This is a genomic window from Enterobacter sp. CGMCC 5087, assembly GCF_003144775.1.
GTDB classification, from domain to species: domain Bacteria; phylum Pseudomonadota; class Gammaproteobacteria; order Enterobacterales; family Enterobacteriaceae; genus Enterobacter; species Enterobacter cloacae_M.
The window spans coordinates 1-21,149 of record NZ_QFXN01000033.1 but is presented as its reverse complement, the minus strand read 5'-3'; the positions used below and the strand labels follow the sequence as shown (position 1 = coordinate 21,149).

General features: G+C 51.4%; 17 protein-coding genes. 10 read left to right on the top strand and 7 right to left on the bottom strand.

What is annotated here, in order from left to right:
• Positions 1-128 precede the first annotated feature (128 nt).
• Positions 129-380 carry a hypothetical protein gene (locus DEO48_RS03015; RefSeq protein WP_109844336.1) on the top strand — a complete coding sequence of 84 codons (252 nt, stop codon included), beginning with the start codon at positions 129-131 and terminating at the stop codon, positions 378-380.
• A 432-nt stretch (positions 381-812) separates the two neighbouring features.
• Here the strand turns inward: DEO48_RS03015 and DEO48_RS03010 are convergent, their stop codons facing one another.
• Positions 813-1,682, bottom strand: coding sequence for an EAL domain-containing protein (locus DEO48_RS03010; protein WP_109844335.1), 870 nt, complete (start codon positions 1,680-1,682; stop codon positions 813-815).
• 298 nt (positions 1,683-1,980) lie between these two features.
• Here DEO48_RS03010 and DEO48_RS03005 point away from each other — a divergent pair, with 298 nt between their 5' ends.
• Positions 1,981-2,604 carry a response regulator transcription factor gene (locus tag DEO48_RS03005; protein WP_109844346.1) on the top strand — a complete coding sequence of 208 codons (624 nt, stop codon included), beginning with the start codon at positions 1,981-1,983 and terminating at the stop codon, positions 2,602-2,604.
• 3 nt (positions 2,605-2,607) lie between these two features.
• Positions 2,608-6,219: an ATP-binding protein gene (locus DEO48_RS03000; protein WP_109844334.1), complete on the top strand. Its 3,612-nt coding sequence runs from the start codon at positions 2,608-2,610 to the stop codon at positions 6,217-6,219.
• A gap of 33 nt (positions 6,220-6,252) precedes the next feature.
• Here the strand turns inward: DEO48_RS03000 and DEO48_RS02995 are convergent, their stop codons facing one another.
• Positions 6,253-6,840 carry a LuxR C-terminal-related transcriptional regulator gene (locus tag DEO48_RS02995; RefSeq protein ID WP_181366956.1) on the bottom strand — a complete coding sequence of 196 codons (588 nt, stop codon included), beginning with the start codon at positions 6,838-6,840 and terminating at the stop codon, positions 6,253-6,255.
• Between the two features lie 360 nt (positions 6,841-7,200).
• Between DEO48_RS02995 and DEO48_RS02990 the strand changes: the two genes are divergently transcribed.
• From DEO48_RS02990 to DEO48_RS02975, 4 genes are all read left to right on the top strand, one after another.
• Positions 7,201-7,716 carry a fimbrial protein gene (locus DEO48_RS02990; RefSeq protein WP_109844332.1) on the top strand — a complete coding sequence of 172 codons (516 nt, stop codon included), beginning with the start codon at positions 7,201-7,203 and terminating at the stop codon, positions 7,714-7,716.
• Positions 7,717-7,783: 67 nt separating this feature from the next.
• A complete protein-coding gene (locus DEO48_RS02985) occupies positions 7,784-8,464 on the top strand; it encodes a molecular chaperone (RefSeq protein WP_109844331.1) in 681 nt (226 codons plus the stop codon).
• Positions 8,465-8,482: 18 nt separating this feature from the next.
• Positions 8,483-10,987, top strand: coding sequence for a fimbria/pilus outer membrane usher protein (locus DEO48_RS02980; protein ID WP_258306052.1), 2,505 nt, complete (start codon positions 8,483-8,485; stop codon positions 10,985-10,987).
• A gap of 18 nt (positions 10,988-11,005) precedes the next feature.
• Entirely contained in the window at positions 11,006-12,007 is a 1,002-nt protein-coding gene (locus DEO48_RS02975) for a fimbrial protein (RefSeq protein ID WP_181366955.1), read from the top strand.
• Between the two features lie 310 nt (positions 12,008-12,317).
• On the opposite strand, the gene DEO48_RS02970 is transcribed toward DEO48_RS02975, so the two are convergent.
• Positions 12,318-12,641: a hypothetical protein gene (locus DEO48_RS02970; protein WP_375232160.1), complete on the bottom strand. Its 324-nt coding sequence runs from the start codon at positions 12,639-12,641 to the stop codon at positions 12,318-12,320.
• 46 nt (positions 12,642-12,687) lie between these two features.
• Positions 12,688-13,575, bottom strand: a complete 888-nt coding sequence (locus tag DEO48_RS02965; protein WP_109844328.1) for a LysR family transcriptional regulator — start codon at positions 13,573-13,575, stop codon at positions 12,688-12,690.
• Positions 13,576-13,672: 97 nt separating this feature from the next.
• Here DEO48_RS02965 and DEO48_RS02960 point away from each other — a divergent pair, with 97 nt between their 5' ends.
• Complete coding sequence (locus DEO48_RS02960; RefSeq protein WP_109844327.1) at positions 13,673-14,728, top strand: SDR family oxidoreductase; 1,056 nt, start codon at positions 13,673-13,675, stop codon at positions 14,726-14,728.
• A 76-nt stretch (positions 14,729-14,804) separates the two neighbouring features.
• Positions 14,805-15,251 carry a hypothetical protein gene (locus tag DEO48_RS02955; RefSeq protein WP_109844326.1) on the top strand — a complete coding sequence of 149 codons (447 nt, stop codon included), beginning with the start codon at positions 14,805-14,807 and terminating at the stop codon, positions 15,249-15,251.
• Positions 15,252-15,253: 2 nt separating this feature from the next.
• Here DEO48_RS02955 and DEO48_RS02950 read toward each other — a convergent pair whose 3' ends face one another.
• On the bottom strand, positions 15,254-16,690 hold the full coding sequence (locus DEO48_RS02950; RefSeq protein ID WP_109844325.1) for a PLP-dependent aminotransferase family protein: 1,437 nt from the start codon (positions 16,688-16,690) through the stop codon (positions 15,254-15,256).
• 96 nt (positions 16,691-16,786) lie between these two features.
• Here DEO48_RS02950 and DEO48_RS02945 point away from each other — a divergent pair, with 96 nt between their 5' ends.
• A complete protein-coding gene (locus tag DEO48_RS02945) occupies positions 16,787-17,554 on the top strand; it encodes an arylamine N-acetyltransferase (RefSeq protein WP_109844324.1) in 768 nt (255 codons plus the stop codon).
• A 22-nt stretch (positions 17,555-17,576) separates the two neighbouring features.
• Here DEO48_RS02945 and DEO48_RS02940 read toward each other — a convergent pair whose 3' ends face one another.
• Complete coding sequence (locus DEO48_RS02940; RefSeq protein WP_109844323.1) at positions 17,577-20,654, bottom strand: efflux RND transporter permease subunit; 3,078 nt, start codon at positions 20,652-20,654, stop codon at positions 17,577-17,579.
• Positions 20,651-21,149 (bottom strand): efflux RND transporter periplasmic adaptor subunit (locus DEO48_RS02935; protein ID WP_375232159.1); only part of this gene is annotated, 499 nt, incomplete at its 5' end. The genes DEO48_RS02940 and DEO48_RS02935, both read right to left, overlap by 4 nt.

Below are 21,149 nucleotides of genomic sequence, written 5' to 3'. Positions count from 1 at the left end.
GATAGCAAAGATCAAGGGGGCCAATGAGTCTTAAGCGGGGACAAGAGCGATAATCATGTCCAAGATTGTTGGCGATGCTAATCTGTCTGGATATAGAGTGAGGAGTACCCTCAGATAAGAAATACGCTATGAGAATTGCAGGTATAAGTTCAAATCGCGGTGATGGATGTCAGACTACGATAGCGTTTGACTGGTCATTGGCAGCTTTATCCGATCCGAACTTCGATATGCCGCTACAGGGGACGCTGGCTTTTTCTGAAACGATGGATATAACAGAGCAGAGGTCCGGGGGCCTGAAGCATTATTCGTTAAGTTTTGGGGACCTGCCGGAGGTCAGCCAAAAAGAGGCTAGTGTGACAGAAGTAAAATCAGATAAGTAAGAAATCAGTGTCAAACAGGCTACGGGTGAAACAAAAGCCCGCAGCTTGTAAATTACTGAGATTAGACTTTGGTATTTTTCGGATCTACGATATAGAGAACAAGATTTTTTTGGCAAATATACTAATTAGATAGGACTTTTGCTGATAATCGAATCATAAGTAAGAATGTCGGCTTATCAAGCGATAACATAAATACCGAATCTCTGCATGTATATTTAAAGGTTGTATAAGCTGGCGAAAAAGTTCTTAGCCGGGTACCTTTCATGCTATGATATATAACCTGATACTGCATAAACCTTCATTGAATGCTTAAAGCATTTTAATTCCGGCCCCGGTAATGATAGAGGCTGCTGTGTTTTTCCAAGTAATACTATTAGTTATTTGAATGACTCTTAAACATCGGAAACGATAGTTTTATTTCCATCAGCTATTTCACTTAATATGCTGACCACAATACCACTGATAGAAATCAAACGCGGCTTTAGGTCGGGAATAATAATAGCCCTGAACGAAAGATACCTTTTTATCAATGAGCCATTTTGCCTGATGATCGGCACTGACGCCTTCAGCGATGGTTTTAAGGCCAAGCCGCTTGCTGAGATTGATAATGGTCTCAAGCACTGGTGTATGCGCCTTGTCTGAAGTAAGGCTATCTATAAACATTTTATCGATTTTTAGGTAATCCACCGGCAGGCTTTGAAGCAGGCCCAGCGAACTGTATCCTGTTCCGAAATCATCAATGGCAACATAACATCCTTTACGACGCAGTGCGTTGAGTCTCAGCGATGCAAGGATAGTGTCCTGCACAAGAGTATGCTCGGTGATTTCAAGAACAAGACGAACTGGTACCTTAAGAGCGTCACGAAATGCCTGTATATCTTTTGTGAATGCCTTATCTTGCAGATGCGCTCCAGCAATATTGACACTCAGGTGGAAGGGCGTTTCTATCTGCCATTTACTGAGATCATCAGCAATTATGCCGAACAGATGTTGCGTCAGGCTTACGATAACACCCTCTTTTTCTGCTTCAGGAATGAAAACTGACGGGGGTATGCAGCTACCGTCTGCACGATACCATCGCAATAAGGCTTCCGCTCCGCAGCAAGCTCCCGTGGCGGCTTCAAATACGGGCTGGTAATGCACCGAAAATTGGCCTTCCATCATCCCTTGTCTGATTTCATTGGCCATAAACATATTTCCTTTACGCCAGCGCTGCCATAAATTCTGCACACGCAGTGACAATATAATGAAGGCTGTATAAAGAATGTTTGAATAAAGTATTTGTCTGGTTCGCTTAATCATTTACTTCACTTCCGTAATAATTTTCCTTATGGCAGTTTGCCAAACTTACATTCTTTGGCATATGAGAGCGCATAACAGTATTCGTATGAAACGGACTACATGGGTAAAAGGTTAACTTAAGTCACTCATAATCCTTGTAATGAAAACAAGGAAATCCTGCATTCCTTGTAGGGTAATTCCTGGGGTTTGTAGTCCAAGGACTACTTTTTTTTAAAATCAAGCGGCCTGTCCTATTGTGGCTCCACTACAATGTTTACTATTGTTTCACCACATTTCACGATCTGACATCGGGATGGCTATGGCTAACATTTTAATAATTGACGATCATCCAGTGGCGCGTCTTGCTGTACGTATGCTCCTTGAAAAAGATGGGCATAACATCGTTGCGGAAGCCGGAGAAGGGTATGAAGCTCTGCGTCTGATAAGAGAGCTAAAACCCGATATGATTGTCGTCGATCTGGACATGCCAGGGCTGGGCGGCATTGAACTTATCGGTAAGCTGAGGACAAGCGATTACAGCGGAGGGATACTCGTTCTCACTGCGCGTGATGACGAACATTACCTTAGTCGATGCATGAGTACGGGAGCCGATGGTTTTGTTGGTAAAAAAAACAACCTCGAAGAGCTTGGCGATGCAGTACGTGCCGTGCTTCGGGGTTATGGCTATTTTCCCCTAAACCGGAAAGAATCCGGACAAACCAGACTCCCTGCCACAGAAGTGGCCATCATCAAGTCCCTGTCTAACAGAGAGTTACAGGTACTTCAGAACATTGCTCGAGGGGATAAGGTGATAGAAATTGCTGAAAAAATGCATATAAGCAATAAAACAGTCAGCACCTATAAAACACGTATTCTCTCTAAGCTTGAGCTTAACTCAACCCTTGAACTTATCGATTTTGCCCGCCGACATAATCTGGACTGAATATTGAAAAAGTTTATTTTCATAGCAATAGCCTTGTTTGCATCATTTGGGGCTAACGCAGCCGTGCCTGATGCTGCTCAGACATTACAGATTCTGAGCAGAGAAACTTACGATCCCCGCGTGTTTAATTTAAGTGATGAGGACTGGAGATGGTTGGGCAAAAAGAGGTTACTTAAGGTCGCAGTATGGCGCCCCGAGATTCCTCCTCTGGATATGTTTACTCAGGATGGTAAGTTTGAAGGTATGACTGCAGACTATCTCATGCTGGTCTCAAGCTATCTTGGCGTAAAGGTTGAAGTTAAAGACTTTCCAAACCGCGATAGTGCATTAAACGCGCTTCGCAACCGCGATGTTGACCTGATGGTGGATGCTTCAGGTAAGGTTCCGTCCTTTAGTGGAGAGCTTGGATATACCCAACGCTTTATTCCCGATCATCCGGTTTTAGTTCACCAGAAAATACCATCGGGCAAGAGCTTTACCTACCAACCAGGCATGAGGCTGGCAATTGCTAAATGGTATGTTGATGATGACTGGATCAATGAGAATTTCCCGGGCGTCAGGATTATGCATTTTGACACTGATGAACAGGCTCTTGCATCGGTTGCATTCTCAAAAAATGACTTTTTCATCGGCAATCTGGTTACCGCCTCATACCTTCTCGATCGAAATTTTACTAATTTTTTAGAGTTTCAGGAGGTTTACCCTGAAAGAGATACAGGAAGTCGTTTTGTCGTGAGGCGAGAAGATGAGGTTTTGTTAAGAACCCTGAATGAGGGGCTGAGTGCAATTCCTCTTTCACAGTCAAAAGTAATTATGCAGCAGTGGAATGAAGGCACAGACATCTGGCGACTGCGTAATCCTGTCATTTTTAATGAACGCGAACGTAAGTGGATCGACCGTCACCGTAAGGTAAACGTCTCCGTTAACGCGTTTTATGCTCCGTTTACAATGACGGATGTAAATGGGAACTTTTATGGCGTCACCGCAGACATCCTTAAGCTAATCAGTCAAAGGACAGGTATAGAGTTTATACCCGTGCCGGTAAAATCACTGAAGGCGATGCAGCAGCAAATCGATCAGGGCGAGGCTTTGTTCATCGGTGCCTTGAGCCATAGTGAAGAGAGAAATGATGCTTTTTTTTTCACTCGCCCTTATTTCAAATCTCCATTTGTTACGGTTGAACGGGTAGGACAGAGTGAAAATCTTGAGGATAAAACCGATCTTCGTGTCGCTCTTGTAAAAGGGAATCCTCTGACTAAGAGATTCCTGGCTGAACATCCTGCAACACAGTTGATAGAGACACCAAATGCCAGTGTCGCCATGCAAAACGTGGTAGAAGGCAATGCGGACATCGCAGTTCATACGCTCTACGGAGCAAGCTACATGATAAACCGTTATTTTCAGGGAAAATTAAAAATTGCGGATAGTGTGGATGCTCCAGATGGCGAAATCAGTTTTGCGGTATCGCGTAATCAACCGGAGTTGCTGGGAATACTGAATAAAGCCCTGGAGAATATTTCTCCTTCAGACATTAGCGACATTGTAAAAAAATGGCAGATTCGCCCGGATGTCAGACTGAATACATGGGAATTATACAGAAAGCAATTCTGGCTCGTCTCAGGTGTGGCGGGAATTATTGTCTTAACCTCGCTCATATGGGTTTTTTATATGCGCAGAGAGATTGTAGCCAGAAAAAAAGCGCAGTCAGGTTTACAGGACCAGCTGCGTTTCAATGAAACGCTTATTAATACTTTGCCGCTCCCTGTCTACGTAACGGACCTTGATGGCAACCTGCGCTTATGCAATCAGTCATTTGAGAGTTTTTTTGTGGGAACTAACCAGGTTTTATCGCAAAAAGCCTTGAACGAAGAGCTGCATCCAATGCATACGCTCTGGCGTAATGTTACTCAAAACATCAGTGAGTCAGGTGATACAACGCATCCCTACATTGAATATGAACAGATATTCGACGGGGAGAGAAACCGAAACGTGTTGCATTACGCTGTAACCTTCAAGGACGGAATGGGTTTGCCGGGTGGGTTTATTTGCACCTGGATGGATATGACCGAACAAGAAGAGTTGAACGGCGCATTAAAGGAAGCGCGTGAAAGAGCCGAACAGGCTAACCGTGCGAAGAGCACCTTCCTCGCAACCATGAGCCATGAAATAAGGACCCCGGTCAGCGCTATTATTGGTCTTCTTGAATTAGCGGTCAAAACGACACAGACCGAAGCAGACAAAGAGGACACGATCAGAGTTGCATGGGAATCTGCGAAAACCCTTATGGGCCTTATCGGTGATATTCTTGATATGGCTCGTATTGAGTCCGGTCGCCTGGAGCTTGCACCCGAGTGGGTAAGAACTAGCGACTTACTTCCTCCAATTGTTCGCGTTTTTGAAGGACTTGCCAGACAAAAAAATCTCCAGCTCAGGAACATGCTCCCTGGCGTTATGCCGTACGAAGTTTTCCTCGACCCTTTGCGTTTCAGGCAGGTTTTATCCAACCTGGTAAGCAATGCGATCAAATTTACCGAGAAAGGCTCTGTTGAGGTTGATCTGAATATCCATTACCGCGGAAATGACGGGAATGTCCTGTTAAGCGTTAGCGTAAGCGATACGGGAAAAGGAATTTCGAAAGAGGAGCAGGCAGATATTTTTGATCCATGGGTTCAGGCTCGTGCGGGCAGAAGCCAGAGTGGTTCTGGGCTTGGTCTGGCGATCTGCCTGCAGCTTGTCAGAATGATGGGTGGCGATATCAGAATGGAAAGTATGCCTGGGAAGGGAACAACGGTCACGTTTGAAATTCCTGCTGATAGCCATATGGATCGCCGGGAGCCGGAAATCAAGGAAGAGTTTGATAAAAAATCTCCTCACAGAGCATTGCGCATTCTTGCTGTTGACGATCACCCTGCAAACAGAATGCTTATGAAACATCAGCTATTGCATCTTGGCCATCAGGTTACTGAAGCTAAAGAGGGCATTGAGGGATGGGAGAAATGGCAGGCTCAGGAATTTGATGCGGTTATTACCGATTGCAGCATGCCCGGAATGGACGGAATTGCGTTAACAAAACTGATACGCCAGCATCAGAGCAGGCATGTCATTATCCTTGGGCTAACCGCTAATGCGTGGCCAGAGGAACGTAACAAGTGTCTTGAGGCTGGAATGGATGACTGTCTGTTCAAACCGCTTCAGTTGCCTCAACTCCAGGCAATTCTGAATAATGTTGCAGAGCAGCTGGATTCTGAGAAGAAGTCTTCCAGTCAGCTAGGTGACTTACTCAACTTAGAAGATTTGTTGGCTTTGACTCATAACGATAAAGGCATGCTGTCGGAACTCTTGTCAGTCACCCTTAAAAGTAACCGGGACGACCTACTGTTAGCTGAAGATTTGTATGAGCTGGAGGACTGGCCAGAACTGGCAAAATGTATTCATAGAATTTCGGGTGCAGCGCAAATCATAGGGGCCCGAAATGCGGAAAAACATTGCAGAGCACTAGAGATACTCTGTTTGAAGGAGCCCCCAAGTCCGCATGAGGTGTCGACGGAGTGGCAAAATGTGATGAGGGATGTCAATGAACTGAACTCCTGTATTGAACAGTGGTTAGAAAAATAAAAAGAAGGGGGGCTTATAGCCTCCCCTTCTTTTTCAGAATGAATGATAGCCGAGTTCTTCCATCAACATCTTAAACTCAACCATGTTGGTACAACCATATTTCCTCATAATTGAGCACTTATAATAACTAATGGTTTTTTCATTCAGGTTCGTTACTCTGCTGATTGTTTTTAATGACTTACCCGTTGCAACGTATTTTAGTACCTGTATTTCTCGTTTGGTTAGTGCAGTTTGCTCATTACCTAAGGGATTTTTCGGAGAAAATTTGTTTTTTTGTGAAAACCTGGTGATGCAGTAATTAAAGAAAGACTCAGCTGTCACGACAGACATCGTTTTGTTAAATTTGTGCAATGTATTTTTAGTTACCTTGTTAATACGGTTTGCAACAATCATTACTTTAGCATAAGGGTATTTTTCTGTTAAAACTTTTACAGTAGCGAGCATTTCCTCCAGATTATATAACAGGCCGTGCATATCAATGATAATCAGAGAGGTCTTGTGACTTAAGGATGTCGATTCAATGTTATCCGTAGCTGAATGATGTACTTTTGCCCCGGCAGGTTTTAAAAGCTGAGCAATTCCATTATAAAAAAGAAGATCGTTTGTAAGTACATTTATCATTTTTAACTCCAAAAGCACAAGCATAGTGTTTGAAAAGATAAATTAAAATCAGACTCAATGTACTAATGTGTAGTCAGAATACTACGTAACGTACTGAAATGTAACTTAAAGGCCTACTTTTTAATTGTTTATGAGGAAATGGACTACAAATGACGTGGTCGTAGACTACAGATCCAGATCCTCCATCTGAATGATCCAGATTAATACAGCTGGCACTATAAGTGTCATCTCGCGGATTAACTCAGGAATATTCATCCTGAATCATGCTACAGCGAGTGTGGCATACGCGAGTTTTAGCTAAACGTATCTCTCATGGGATATGTCACTGTAAATCAGCTTAATCGTAATCTGGAACAAAATATGAAAACCAACATCCTTGCATTCGCAATCTTCAGCTCAGTTTTCGTGGCATCATCTCACGCTGCGGATGGCACCATCAATTTCACCGGCAATATCACTGATGATACGTGTGATATTTCAACCGCATCAAAAACTCAGACCGTCGCGCTCGGCACAATTGGCAGCAATTCTTTTTCCGCTCCAGGTACGACATCTGCCGCTACTGGTTTTAGCGTAGTGCTGAGCAACTGCCCTGCAGCGCACAGCAATGTTTCTGTGAAATTTGACGGTACGCCTGAAGGGGGGAACCCATCGGTTCTGGCATTAACTGATACTCCGACCAAAGCAACGGGCGTAGGTATTCAGCTGCGTGATGCAGATGGCTCCGTCCTGCCGCTCTTCGCCGATTCAAAACCTGTAGCCATCAATGCCGGGAACGCAACCCTGAACTTTAGTGCTGCATACGTTTCTACTGCAAGCACGGTGACGGCAGGTGATGCAAACTCTACTGCTAACTTCACCGTAGCCTACAACTGATCTTTTTTTTCTGCTGCGCATTACGAATGCGCAGCAGTGTCCTCACGTTCAAAACAGCGAGATTATCATGAGAAAAATAACGCAGCCCCTGTTACTGGCAACAGTTGCACTTTTATCCATGGAGGCTTTTGCGGGGGTCCAGATTGGTGGTACTCGTGTTATTTATAATGAAAAGGAGAAAGAAGTATCCATACAATTACGCAACCCTGATGATAAAGCGTTTCTGGTACAGTCATGGACGGAAACGGAAACAGGCACGCCGGATAAAACGTTTGCTGTTACCCCTCCATTATTCCGTCTGGATGCACATCAAAACAATGCACTGCGAATTTTATTTCGCGGCTCACAGCTTCGTCCAGACCAGGAAACTCTTTTTTGGTTAAACGTTAAAGCGATTCCTTCAGCCAACCCATCAGGAGAAGAAAATCAGCTGCAATTAGCCGTTAAGACACGTATCAAACTGATATATCGACCAGATGTTTTGAAAAAAAACAGACCTGAAGATTTTGCCAGTCAACTGAAATGGACAAAGGCGGGTAATAGCCTCACGGTTAATAATAATTCAGCCTATTATATGAATTTCTCATCCGTTGCCGTAAATGGCGTTGAACTGCAAAACGTGACGTATGTTGCACCAAAATCCAGTAAAACATTCCCACTCGGTACAGCGCCGTCTGGCGGCAAAGTTGAGTGGAAAGTATTTAATGATTATGGCGTGCCTGGGCAGGTTTTTAAATCCAGCTTTTAAAATATGGATCTCAAAATAATGATGAAAAGTATGTCACCAAAGAAATTTAAGCTAAACCACGGGCGCGTGACTCTTATGCTGATTTTGACTTCCTTTATTTCCGGTGCGTACGGTTCTGATTATTTTAATCCGGCTTTACTCGAGCGCGTCAATGATATCGATGATGTCCCTGATTTGAAGCAATTTCAGAGCGGTGAACAGGCAGAAGGTGAATACTATGTCGATGTATATATTAACGACAGCCATGTTGATACATCGTCAATTGCGTTTAAAAAAATCAGACTCAACGGTAAGAGTGAACTCACACCCTGCCTGAGCATTGAAATGTTAAAGCGATATGGCGTACGCACGGAGTCACTTAACAAATCCGATCGCTGTGTCGACCTGAATACTATCCCTGACGCGACTGCATCACTGGATTTTAAGGCGCAAGCATTAAGGATCAGCGTACCGCAGGCATTCCTCGTCAACGCCGTACGCGGATACGTGGCACCCGATAAATGGGATGACGGACTCACCGCTGCAATTATTAATTACAGCGTTATGTCCAGCCACAGTTTTAATGATAACGATGGCAGCAGTGCTTCACAGTTTTTGAGTCTTCGTCCAGGTGTAAACTTTGGAGCCTGGCGCTTGCGTAACTATTCAAACTACGTACGTGATACTAACGGCGTTGGCCGCTGGGACAGCGCTTACACCTACGCGCAGCGGGGCATTTCATCATTAAAAGGACAACTGACGCTGGGAGACACCAGTACGCCAGGTGAAATTTTTGACAGCGTCTCAATTAGAGGCCTTCAGCTTGCATCTGACGATGAGATGTTGCCCGAAAGCCTTCGTGGCTATGCACCGGTAGTGCGCGGTATTGCTCGAGGCGACAACGCGGAAGTAACTATTCGTCAAAACGGTTTCGTTATTTACCAGGCATTTTTACCGGCCGGGCCGTTCGAGATTACCGATCTCTATCCTACCGGGGGAAGTGGTGATTTAAGCGTTACGATTAAAGAAAGCGATGGCAGCGAGCAATACCAGATTGTTCCTTTTGCTTCCTTACCTATATTGCAGCGTGCAGGCAACTTACGTTATGCCTTTAGCATAGGTCAATATCGGACCTATGAGAACGAAGCTCAGGACACTCCTGTTTTTCAGAGCTCCTTAATCTATGGCCTTCCTGCAGGTTTTACGTTGTATGGAGGAGCACAGTTCGCCAGCGATTACCATTCTTCAGCGTTAGGCGTCGGAAAAAATCTGGGCAGTCTGGGTGCATTTTCGACAGATATTACCCATTCCGTTAATTCCAGGAATGATGGAAAGGTAGCAAAAGGACAGTCTTTGCGCGTGAGATACAGTAAGAGCATGTTAACTACCGGCACAAACATCGCGATTGCAGGGTATCGTTATTCGACATCTGATTTTTATACCCTTAATGATGCCTTTGATTTGCGCAACGGTGGAAACGAGTTCTTTTACCAGGAACGTCGGCGGAACAGGGCTGAAATGACGTTAACGCAAAACCTGGGTGATAGCGCAGGTTATTTATCGGCATCGATAGTGCGGCAGGATTACTGGGGAAGTAACAGAAAAACTGACTCCTGGGCCATTGGCTATTCGAACAGTTACAGGGGGATCGGCTACAGCCTGAATTATTCTTTTAATAAAGACGTGAGTGATTCACATCACCGTACTTCCGATCGGCTCTTGTCTTTTACGCTAAGTATGCCTCTGAGTTTGTTCTCTACGACGACCTACGCGGGCTACAACTTTAGCAGCAGCCGTACAGGCGGAACGAACCAGAATATTTCTTTGAGCGGCACGGCGCTTGAAGGAGATAGCCTCAGCTGGTCTGTAGCTGAAGGCTATGGGAATAAGGGGCAGGGTAATACAGGTTACAGCAGAGCGAACTACAAGGGTACCTATGGTGAAGTGAATGGAGCGTATAGCTACAGCACCCAGGGTCACAATCTAAACTTTGGTGCACAAGGCACGATTGTCGTCCATGAAGACGGGATTACGGCGGGTCAGACCGGAGGAGAAACGCTTGCGCTGATCAAAGTCCCGGGAGCGTCAGGGGTGAGGGTTAACAATCAGTCTGGTGTCAAAACTGATTACCGCGGCTACGCAGTGGTTCCCTTTGTGAGCCCTTACAGAAACAACGAGCTGGTTTTAAGCACTGAAAGCTTGCCGGATGATGTGGATGTAGAGGTTACAAGCCGTAACGTCGTTCCAACGCGCGGCGCCTTAGTTCGTGCAGAGTTTAGTGCAAAAGTTGGCCAGCGTGCACTCATAACACTTAAAAGACCGGACGGAAAATTTGTTCCCTTTGGCGCCACGGTTAGTTATGGGGCTGAAAGTAATGAGGCTGCAATCGTTGGCGATCAGGGGCAAGTCTATCTGAGTGGTTTAGCGAATAAAAATACGCTGCAGGTCAAGTGGGGGAATGAACTGTCCCGACAGTGTTCAGCTAACGTTGAACTGCCCAATCTTAATAAGTCATTGATTGATATAGGCGCAACCTGTAGATAAACGAACGGAATAATGATCATGAATTACTTCAATAATAATCTTTTAAGATTAGTTATCGTTTCAGTTCTTATGCTGCTGAGTTTTAATAGCTTTGCGCTGGTAAGATGCCATTTTGTTGGGGGCAATACGGAAGGATCGGAAACCGTTAGCTTCGGCGATATTATCATTCAGAGAGACGCACCTGTAGGTACGGTACTGCGCTCGATAAATCTCTGGCAGCGGTATTTGAGCCACGGTAACGTCGCTGACTGCCCTCGTACAGGTGGGTATTTACCATTAATTGATGTCGGGGCCGAATTTACGCGAGTGACATTCAATGGGGAAGAGCTTTTCCAGACGGGCATTCCAGGCATTGCCATCAGAGTGAGAGCGATTAACACTAACCGTATGCCGCGAACATCAGGTACCTGGTGTACCGCTTCAGATACTACCGACCGCTGGTGCGCGCGTTATTCCTGGGGTTATGAGAGCAACTCAATTGAGCTTGTGAAAATTGGAAAAACGGAGAGTGGATCCATTAAAAGCGGAGAAGTACTCATCCGCGGTTTTACAAATGGTGAAGGCCGCGTATTTACCACGAATCTGACGGCGTCAAAAATTACTACCGTAGCGTGTTCAGTTATCAATACCAATATTCAGGTCAATATGAACCCGGCCAATGCTACGGATTTTCGTAAAAACAGCGGCGTCGCGGGTAAAACGGACTTTAAGATTGACCTCGATTGTGATGCATCGACGAACGTCAATGTCACGATTGATCCGGGTTCAGCAGGCGCTGAAAACAGCGCGAATGGCATACTGAAACTGGACAATACCGGAGGACAGACCGCCAGCGGGGTTGGGCTGCAGATATTGTCTGAGGGGGTACCGGTTCAGTTTGGCAGACCTAAACGTATCGGGACGACAGGTACGGATGGTGCATATTCTGTTCCTTTGCAGGCCCAGTATGTTCAAACCGGGGGCGACATTACTGCCGGTGCGGCTAACGCCAGCGCCACATTTACAATGACGTATCAGTAGTAATAAATTCGATTATGTAAGTTCAAATAATTAAGAAACCAGTGAACTGCTGGTTTCTTTTCATTATATTTAATTAAAGGTATTTGAGAGAGTATTCAATAGATTAGTAAATTTTAGATGGTTATATCACTCCATCTTACATAAGATAGAATTGCGCGAATTTACATGTGGCAAAAAAATTGATATGTCAAATGAAGGAGCATGGGGATGAATTCCTGGAACTTCAGGAGCTAATCTATACATGCATACTAGGATCGTATCCGGGACGTTGAACTTTATTATAGGTAGGGTAAGAAAGCATCCACGGTTGTCAGGGAGCTGGGATATCCTTCTTCTTTTGTGTCAACCAGGTTGCCGCAGCCGTCAGCACGCCGATCCACGGCATTTCGCCCGCTCCGGCCAGGAAGTTATAGCGATCGATCTCATTATTTTTACGGATATCCGCAAGGCGGGTAAGCGCCTCTTTTTCATCCGCAGCGCCGATCTCCTCAAACTGTTTTTCAAACCCCTGAGCGATGAGCTGAGCGGCCGCATCGGTGTTTGCGCTCTCGATCGCAATCAGGTTCGGGCCTTTTTGGAAAAAACGGTAATCCGGCATAAGTGCTCCAGAAAGAGGAGGATACGGTAAAAACACTCTATTCCTGGTGGTTGAAAAATGCACGTGATTTACGGGGGAACAATCAGTTTTTCTTGAGTATTTCAGGCAGTAACTGCTCGATCACGCTGACGACCTTTCTGACGCGCTGCGGAATAAAGCGGGCGTCGGGGTAGACGGCATAGAGGAAGCGATCGGGTAACCGCCACTCGGGCAGCACCGGTATCAGCGTGCCCGCCTGCAGCGCCCTGGCCATGAGCGGTCGCTGCATGCCGCCGATACCGATGCCTGACTCCAGCGCCTGCAGCAGCGCGTCGCTGGTGTTGGCACGGAAAACGGTATTCACGTTGATCTCAACCGTTTCCTCGCCGGACATCAGGCGCAGGGGGGCATCCAGCGGAATACCGCTGAACCGTACGTGTGGCAGCGTCGCCAGCTCGCTGACGGCGTGTACCGCCTGAAAACCGGGAGCGGCAAACAGCGCAGCTTCAATACGCGCCAGCACGCGAGCCGCGTGCGCCTGCGGAGGCTCACTGCTCAGCCGTATCGCGACATCCACGCCCTCCGTCACCAGATCGGCAAGGCGGTCATCCAGGGAAATCATCAGCTGCAGTTCGGGATGCAGGCGCTGTAGCGCCAGCAGATGCGGCAAAATGATCTGCCCCAGGCCGCTCGGCAACTGGACATGGACGCGTCCCTGAACGCGATGATCGGCAGGATGTAAACGCCTTTCCGCTTCCCCCATAGCGTCCAGCACAAGCTGCATATCTCGCCGGTAACGTTCACCCTGTTCGGTCAGCTTCATCGTACGCGTCGTACGGTGCAGCAGCACCACGCCAAGCTCATCCTCAAGCGCCGCGATCTGTTGACTGACGGCGGACTGCTTAATACCGGTCTGACGGGCGGCCGCTGAAAACGAGCCCGCTTCAGCGACGCGTAGAAAGGTAGAAATGGCGGTGAGCTTATTATTCATTTAATGATTCTGCTTATAAGTGCCATCGGTTTCAGGGGATATCTCCAGAAAAAATAATAGATCACACTGCGTCTGTCACCCTTTCCGGAGAAACACCATGAATAAGATGCAGCAACACAACGTCGCCCTTGTCGCGGGCGCCAGCGGCATTGTCGGCAGACAGCTGGTCAACACGCTCCTGCACCATCAGTGGGAGGTGATTGGCCTCAGTCGCCACGCGGTAACCCATCCGGACGGCATTCCCATGGTGAACGTCGATTTACTGGATGCGCAGGATACCGCACGGGCGCTGCACGCCCTGAACGGTGTTACCCACGTCTTTTACAGCGCCTGGGCGAACGCGGCGAACTGGACGGACATGGTTGAGCCGAACGTCACCATGCTGCGTAATCTGGTCAGCACCCTCGAAAAAACGGCGCCTTTGCAGACGGTAAGCCTGATGCAGGGGTACAAAGTCTATGGTGCGCATCTGGGACCGTTTAAAACCCCGGCGCGGGAAAGCGATCCCGGCGTGCCGGGTGCCGAATTTAACGCCGCACAGCTCGCGTGGCTCAGCCAGTTTCAGCGGGGGAAACGCTGGCACTGGAATGCCATCAGGCCGGGCGTGGTGGGGAGCGCGGTACCGGGTAATGCCATGAACCTTGCGCTGAGCATCGCCCTGTACGCCTCCCTGTGCAAGGCGCTGGGGTTACCGCTGCGTTTTCCCGGTTCGGAACAGGCCTGGCACAGCATCGTTGACCATACCGACGCCGGGCTGCTGGCCGAGGCCACGGTGTGGGCCGCCGCGTCACCTGCGGCACAGAATCAGGCGTTCAACGTAAACAATGGCGATATCTGGCGCTGGAGCGAGCTGTGGCCGCGCATCGCACGCTGGTTTGAACTGGACTCTGCGCCGCCGGTGAGGCTGTCATTTCATCAGCTGTTTAACGACTATCGCGGCGTATGGCGAGAGCTTGCCGGGGAAGGGCTGGTAGAAGCGGATATTTTGCAGCTGAGCGACGGCCATTTTGCCGATTTTGTCTTTAGCTGGAATTACGACATGTTTGGTGACGGGAGCAAGCTGCGCAGGACGGGCTTTACGCAAATGCAGGCGACCGATGAGATGTTTTTCAGCCTGTTCGCGCAGCTGAGAGCCGCGCGGATTATTCCTTGACCGTAAGGGTTGTTGTCATCAACGATCGGCGCGTTATACTCACGCGTTAATAAAAAAGGTATGGCGGGGCAGAGGGATGCACGAGAGTTTAAAAATGATATCAGTCGCGCTGCCCCTCATTGCGCTTTTCATTCTGTTAAGCTTTTTTGTCAGACGCATTCGCCAGGCAAAACGCATCATTTCAGACTGTAACGGGATGAAAAAGATATCTGCCAACCCCTCAATATTTGGCGGGAATGCAGGTAAAACCTGGTTTTATGATGACCTGTCTTTATATGAAGTTAAAAAAAACGCCACCCGTAAGATTGCGCTGGCTAACATCATTAAAATCGGGCCGGGAAATACCGAAATAAATAGCAGACGGGTCTGGATTGTTATTTACCGTGATGGTGCTAATGAAAAGCAAGTACAGTTTTATAACAATCTCACCCTCTGGAATCACAACTTCACGGCTTTTCTGACAGCGGTAAAAAGTGCCAATCCTGAAGCAGTCGTTAAAGAACGATCAATCCTCAATCTGTGAAATTATTCCTGCCGGGCGGCCAGCTCGTGACACAGCGCGCCAATCTGTCCCACAGCGTTCAGCAGGCGGGGCGTGGGTTCGTTTGCGCAGTTCAGCCGCAGAAAGTGCGTTAACTCCGCTGCAGGGGAAAACAGGGGGCCAGGGCTGACGCCAATACCCAGCGCCAGCGCGCGACGGTGCACCTCCAGCGCGTTGACCCGCTGAGGCAGTTCAACCCACAGCAGGAAACCGGCAGCGGGTACGTTAACGCGCGTACCGGGCGGAAAGCTCGCTTTGACCTGCGCCACGATGGCGCGAACGCCCTCTGAGATCCGGCGCTTCAGCCGCCGCAGATGGCGATCGTAGTCGCCGCTCGCCAGAACGTCGCTCGTCGCCGCTTCCAGCAGCGGGGCGCCAGCCCATTCTCCGGCCATGCGGGCCTGTAAGACCTGCGGGGAGTAGCGTCCGGCGGCGATCCAGCCGATTCGCCATCCGGGCGCAAGCGTTTTGGACAGGGAACTGCAGTAGATCACATTCCCGCTCTGGTCGAACGCCTTGCAGGCCGGAGGGCGTTGCCCCTCGCCGACCAGGTCACCGTAAACATCGTCCTCAATAAAAGGGATTTCAGCCTCTTCAAGCAGGGCAACCAGTTCCTGCTTGCGCGCGACGGGCATGCTGGCACCCAAAGGATTTTGCACCGTGGGCGAGGCCAGAACGGCCGCGGGGCGGTGGCAGCGAATAGCGTCCGCCAGCGGTTCCAGCAGCAGGCCTTCCACAGGGTCGGTGGGGACCGCTAAGGCCTTCAGGCCTAAATCCTCCAGCAGCAGGAGCGTGCCAAAGTAGGCGGGCTGCTCAATCGCCACGACGTCACCCGGCTGGCACACGGCCCGAAGGGCCAGGCGCAGCGCCTGCGTCGCGCCTGCGGTAATAATGAGATCGTCCGCGCCGAACCTGGCTCCCCACTGGGCAGAGCGCGCGGCAATCTTGCTTCGCAAATCCCGCCTTCCCGGAGGCAGGCTGTAGCTCTGTCCATGCGCGTCCAGACGACGGCCCGCAGAGTGCAACGCCCGCTGCAGCGCATCTCCCGGCAGCCACGCGGGATCGGGCAGGGCGGCGCCCAGCGGGATCAGCCGGGCTTCTGCACTGCTGAACAGCGACCGGGCCACGGCGGACAGGGTGACGGGGACCGGGCCCGGCGTGGAGCGCGCGGGCTCTACGCGCGGTGGCAGGCTGGTCTGGCGGATGTAATAGCCTGAACGTGGACGCGCAACGATCAGCCCCTCAGCCTCGAGGCAGCGAAGGGCCTCCAGCGCCGTCGGAAGGCTAACGCGCTCGCGTTCGGCCAGTTTGCGCGCGGAGATCATTCTGTCACCGGCGCGCAGCGCGCCGGACGTAATGGTGAGACGCAGCATATCCGCAATACGGCGATAGTGGGGAGAGGACTGGGACGGGGCAGACATGGGTAACTGTTCAGGCTAATTTTCGATAAAACTGACTATACAGCCATTGATGCGCGCCATCTATAGTGTCCGGCATGTTCAGGACAAGGAGGCATTATGCACAGCGATAACTTCAACATTTCCACCTATTTCAAACGCATAAACTATACCGGACCGGCGGGTGCCGATACGGCCACCCTGCATGCGCTGATGCGTCATCAGCTCTTTTCCGTTCCCTTTGAGAATCTGGACGTGCAGGCGGGCAAAGTTGTCTCGCTGGCGCCAGACGATATTGCCGAGAAGGTGTTAACGCAGGGGCGCGGCGGCTACTGCTACGAGGTGAACGGGCTTTTTGCCATGGCGCTGGAGGCGTTAGGGCTCCCTTACCGCTTCGTGGCGGCGCGCCCGATGTTCTACCCCGCGCGGCGGCCGAAAACCCACATGGCGATCGTCGCTGAGGTAGATAGCCGACAGTGGCTTTGCGACCTCGGTTTCGGCAGCTACGGCATTCGTGCGCCGATGGCGCTGGATACGCTTGATGTGGATATCGCGCAGGATTTCGACACGTTTCGGCTAAGCCGCAGCGCGGAGGGCGAGTATCTGCTTGAGGCGAAGGTTGAGGGAGAGTGGGCCCGGCAGTACGGCTTTGATCTCACCCCTCAGGAATGGATTGACTTCGTTCCGGCCAACTACCTTAACTCCACGCACCCGGATGCCATCTTTGTGCAGAAGCGGGTAGTGGTGCAGCACAGCCCGGAGGGACGCCAGATTTTGCTGGGCGATATGCTGAAAACCGTCACGGCGAACGGCACTGAAACGCGGAAACTGGCGGAGGATGAAATCCGCCATGTCCTGAAAGACCGTTTTGCGCTGACCGCCGCGTAATCTGCCGGGAAACGGTGGAGCCTCAGCGCAGTCCGTCTTCTGCGGCGTTGCGCTGAGCTCCCCACTGTAACAGCAGGCTAAACGACACGGGTAACACGGTCAGCGTCACCAGCGTCGCGACCAGCAGCCCGCCGATAATGGCATAGGCCATTGGCCCCCAGAAGACCTGATGAGAGATCGGGATCATGCCCAGGATGGCGGCGCAGGCGGTCAGGCAGATGGGTCTGGCCCGGTGCTCCGCGGCCGCCATAATCGCGGCATCGTTTGCCATCCCCTGAGCAAGATTGCTGTCAACTTCGCTAATCAGTATCACCGCGTTGCGTACGATCATCCCCGCCAGAGCGATGACGCCCAGCAGCGCGACAAACCCCATCGGCGTACCGCCGGGCAGCATAGCCAGCACGATCCCCGGCAAGCCAAACGGGGCCATCAGGAGGGCCAGCAGCATTCGGGAATAACGCCGCAGCTGAATCATCAGCAGCAACAGCATGAGGACCAGCGTTACCGGAAGAACGGTAAAGACGGAGCTGTTCCCCTTGTCCGATTCGGCAACCGCGCCGCCTTCTTCAATGCTGTAACCAGCGGGCAGGCTCGCGCGCAGCTTGTCGACCGCCGGACGCAGCGCCGCGGATACCGCTTCAGCCTTCAGCCCCGGGGCAAGATCCGTTTGCACCGTGATAAAGGGCACGCGCTGCCGACGCCAGACGACCGGATCGTCCACGCCCCAGACCGGCGTCGCGACGGCGCTGAGCGGAATTTTTTTACCGTCATTCCCCTGAATCGTGAGCGAGGAGAGGGTGGCAGTGCTGTGACGTGCATCGTCCGTGGCCCGCAGCACCACGTCGACAAGGCGGTCGTTATCCCTGATGGACGTGACAACGCTGCCGGACCAGACGGTGTTCAGCGTGCGGGCGAGGCTTTTTGACGATATTCCCGCCGCTCTGGCCGCCGTCTGATTTACCTTTAAGGTAATGACCCTCTCCGGCTCTCCGGCCGTCTGGTTAACGTCGCGTGAGAACGGAGACCGGCCAATCGCGTCCGTGAGACGGTTCGCCAACGCCCGGACCTGCAGATAATCAGGCCCGCTCACCCGGTATTTGATGGGCCAGCCGACGGGCGGCCCCAGCTCAAGGGGCGACACGCGCGTGATGATGTCGCTAAACTGCGTCGCCAGGATCCTGTTGAACTGCGCATGCAGACGATCCCGCGCCTCAAGATCCTTAGCCACCACGACCATCTGGGCGATATTTTCATTTTCCAGCAGCACGTCCATCGGCAGGTAAAAACGGATGGCGCCCGACCCGACGTACGTCGAATAGCGATCGATGTTGCCGTTGCCGGCCAGCGCCTTTTCCAGCTTTTCCACCTCTCTTAGCGTTTCCGGCTGCGACGCGTTGGCCGGAAGCGTCAGGCTGACCAGCAGCTCTGGCCGATCCGAGGCGGGGAAAAACTCGCCCTGCATAAACGTCGTGCCGTACGCTGATAGCCCCAGCGCGGAAAGGGCGAGCAGCACGGTAGCGACTCGGTGACGCAGCGCCAGGCGTAAAAGACGTCCGTACCCGCGCGCGATCCTGCCGGGTCCCGCCGCGTGATGTCTGACTTTTTCCGGCAGCAGCCACGTGCCCGTCAGCGGCGAAAACAGGATCGCGACGGCCCAGGAGCAGAGCAGGGCAATGAGCACCACCGCAAACAGGGAAAAGCAGTATTCACCGGCGCTGGAGGCCGCAAAACCAACGGGAATAAAGCCGGCAATCATCACCAGAGTACCGGTGAGCATCGGAAATGCAGTCGTTTTAAACGCATGGGTGGCCGCATGCCGACGGGAATCCCCCGCTTCCAGCCGGGAGACCATCGTTTCGACGGCGATCATGGCGTCATCCACCAGTAGGCCCAGGGCAATAATCAGCGCCCCGAGCGAGATACGCTGAAGGCCAATACCTGCGAGCATCATGCCGGCAAACGTCATGGCGAGCACCAGCGGAATGGCCGTCGCCACCACCAGTCCGGCCCGTAACCCCAGCGAGACAAATGAAACCGCCAGCACGATCACAACGGCTTCGATAAGCACCCGGATAAACCCGCTTACCGCGTCACTGACCACCGCTGACTGATCGGCAACTTTCACCATCTCGATACCGTGCGGCAGCCCGGCGCTGAGGGCCGCCATTCTGGCATTCAGCGCAGCGCCGAAACGCAGCATGTTGCCCGTTGGCGCCATCGACACCGCCAGCCCGATAGCCGGTTTACCGTTCACCCGGTAGGCCGGGGCCGGTGGCTCGGCGATTTCCCGGGTGACGGTGGCAATGTCGGTCAGCGGAATATAGCGATTGTTCACGTGCAGCGTGACGGCGCGTAAGCTCTCTTCGGTCGTGAGCGCCCCGCTGACCTTGATCGCCATGTTCTCTTTTTCGGTACGCATCGTTCCTGCCGGGACAACCGCATTTTGCGCCCGGAGGGCGTCGGCAACCTCCTGAATATCAAGCCCCATCCCGGCCAGGCGCGCCGGAGAAAAGGCGAGAACCCACTGCTCCTGCTGTTCGCCCAGCAGGGTGGTTTTGCCTATATCCGGCAGGGACATCAGCTCGCGACGAATTGTCTCTGCGCGATCCCGCACCTCCCGCAGGGTGAAACCCTCGGGAATAAAGGCGTAAATTGTGCCGAACGTATCGTCAAACTCGTCGTCCACGGCAGGGCCCTGCACCCCTTCAGGCAGGGACGGCGCGATGTCCTGCATTTTTTTGCGAACCTGATACCAGATATCCTGCACGCGTTGCGGGGGCGTATCGTCACGGAGGTTGACGTGGATAACGGTGCGTCCGGCCCGGGTTTCACTTTCGAGATAGCCCAGCCAGGGCGTTTCCTGCAGCTTTTTTTCAAGCGTATCGGTCAGCAGGCGGGTGGTATCCGCCACGGAGGCTCCCGGCCACTGCGCGGAGACGACGGCCGTTTTAATGGTAAAAGCCGGATCTTCGTTACGCGGCAGCTTCTCATAGCAAAACACGCCCATCGTAATTACCAGCAGCATGAAAAAGCTGACCATCTGCTGGTTCTTCAGCGCCCAGGCGGAGAGGTTAAATTTGGCTTCCGGTCCTGTGTTCATGGCTGAACCTCTCCGGCAACCACCGGCTCGCCGGATCGTAATGTGCTCACGCCCGCCGTAATCACCCTGTCGCCCGGCTCAAGGCCGGAGGCAATAATGACGGAGGAGGCCGTATAGCTCGCGGGCACCACCGCGCGCAGCTGCGCCCGCGACTGCAGGGTAATCACAAAAACGGCCGGTTTGTCGCCGATGCGGGTCAGCGCCGACGCGGGAAGGGTGTAGCCGCGCGGGGCAGACGATGGCAACGTGACGGTAACGCTGGCGCCCAGCGCCATGGCCGCCGGCGGGTTTTGCAGGGTGGCCCTGACGCGCCAGGTGCGGGTCTGAGGATCGGCCTGCGGGGTAATATCCCGCAGCGCGGCAGACGCCTGTACCGACGGGTCGCTGAGGAGTGAAACCTGCAAAACCGCCTTATCCAGAGGCGGGATCGCATCCGGAGTGGCAATATCAAACGCCACGTCGCGGGCTTCACCCGTTGCCAGCGTCAGCACGGAC

Bases quoted from the DNA above. Each gene is read 5' to 3' on its own strand.
- DEO48_RS02955 (WP_109844326.1), top strand. From the start codon at position 14,805: ATGCACGAGAGTTTAAAAATGATATCAGTCGCGCTGCCCCTCATTGCG.
- DEO48_RS02965 (WP_109844328.1), bottom strand. From the start codon at position 13,575: ATGAATAATAAGCTCACCGCCATTTCTACCTTTCTACGCGTCGCTGAA.
- DEO48_RS02975 (WP_181366955.1), top strand. From the start codon at position 11,006: ATGAATTACTTCAATAATAATCTTTTAAGATTAGTTATCGTTTCAGTT.
- DEO48_RS02960 (WP_109844327.1), top strand. From the start codon at position 13,673: ATGAATAAGATGCAGCAACACAACGTCGCCCTTGTCGCGGGCGCCAGC.
- DEO48_RS03005 (WP_109844346.1), top strand. From the start codon at position 1,981: ATGGCTAACATTTTAATAATTGACGATCATCCAGTGGCGCGTCTTGCT.
- DEO48_RS03015 (WP_109844336.1), top strand. From the start codon at position 129: ATGAGAATTGCAGGTATAAGTTCAAATCGCGGTGATGGATGTCAGACT.
- DEO48_RS02990 (WP_109844332.1), top strand. From the start codon at position 7,201: ATGAAAACCAACATCCTTGCATTCGCAATCTTCAGCTCAGTTTTCGTG.
- DEO48_RS02940 (WP_109844323.1), bottom strand. From the start codon at position 20,654: ATGAACACAGGACCGGAAGCCAAATTTAACCTCTCCGCCTGGGCGCTG.
- DEO48_RS03010 (WP_109844335.1), bottom strand. From the start codon at position 1,682: ATGATTAAGCGAACCAGACAAATACTTTATTCAAACATTCTTTATACA.
- DEO48_RS02980 (WP_258306052.1), top strand. From the start codon at position 8,483: ATGATGAAAAGTATGTCACCAAAGAAATTTAAGCTAAACCACGGGCGC.
- DEO48_RS02985 (WP_109844331.1), top strand. From the start codon at position 7,784: ATGAGAAAAATAACGCAGCCCCTGTTACTGGCAACAGTTGCACTTTTA.
- DEO48_RS02950 (WP_109844325.1), bottom strand. From the start codon at position 16,690: ATGTCTGCCCCGTCCCAGTCCTCTCCCCACTATCGCCGTATTGCGGAT.
- DEO48_RS02995 (WP_181366956.1), bottom strand. From the start codon at position 6,840: ATGATAAATGTACTTACAAACGATCTTCTTTTTTATAATGGAATTGCT.
- DEO48_RS02945 (WP_109844324.1), top strand. From the start codon at position 16,787: ATGCACAGCGATAACTTCAACATTTCCACCTATTTCAAACGCATAAAC.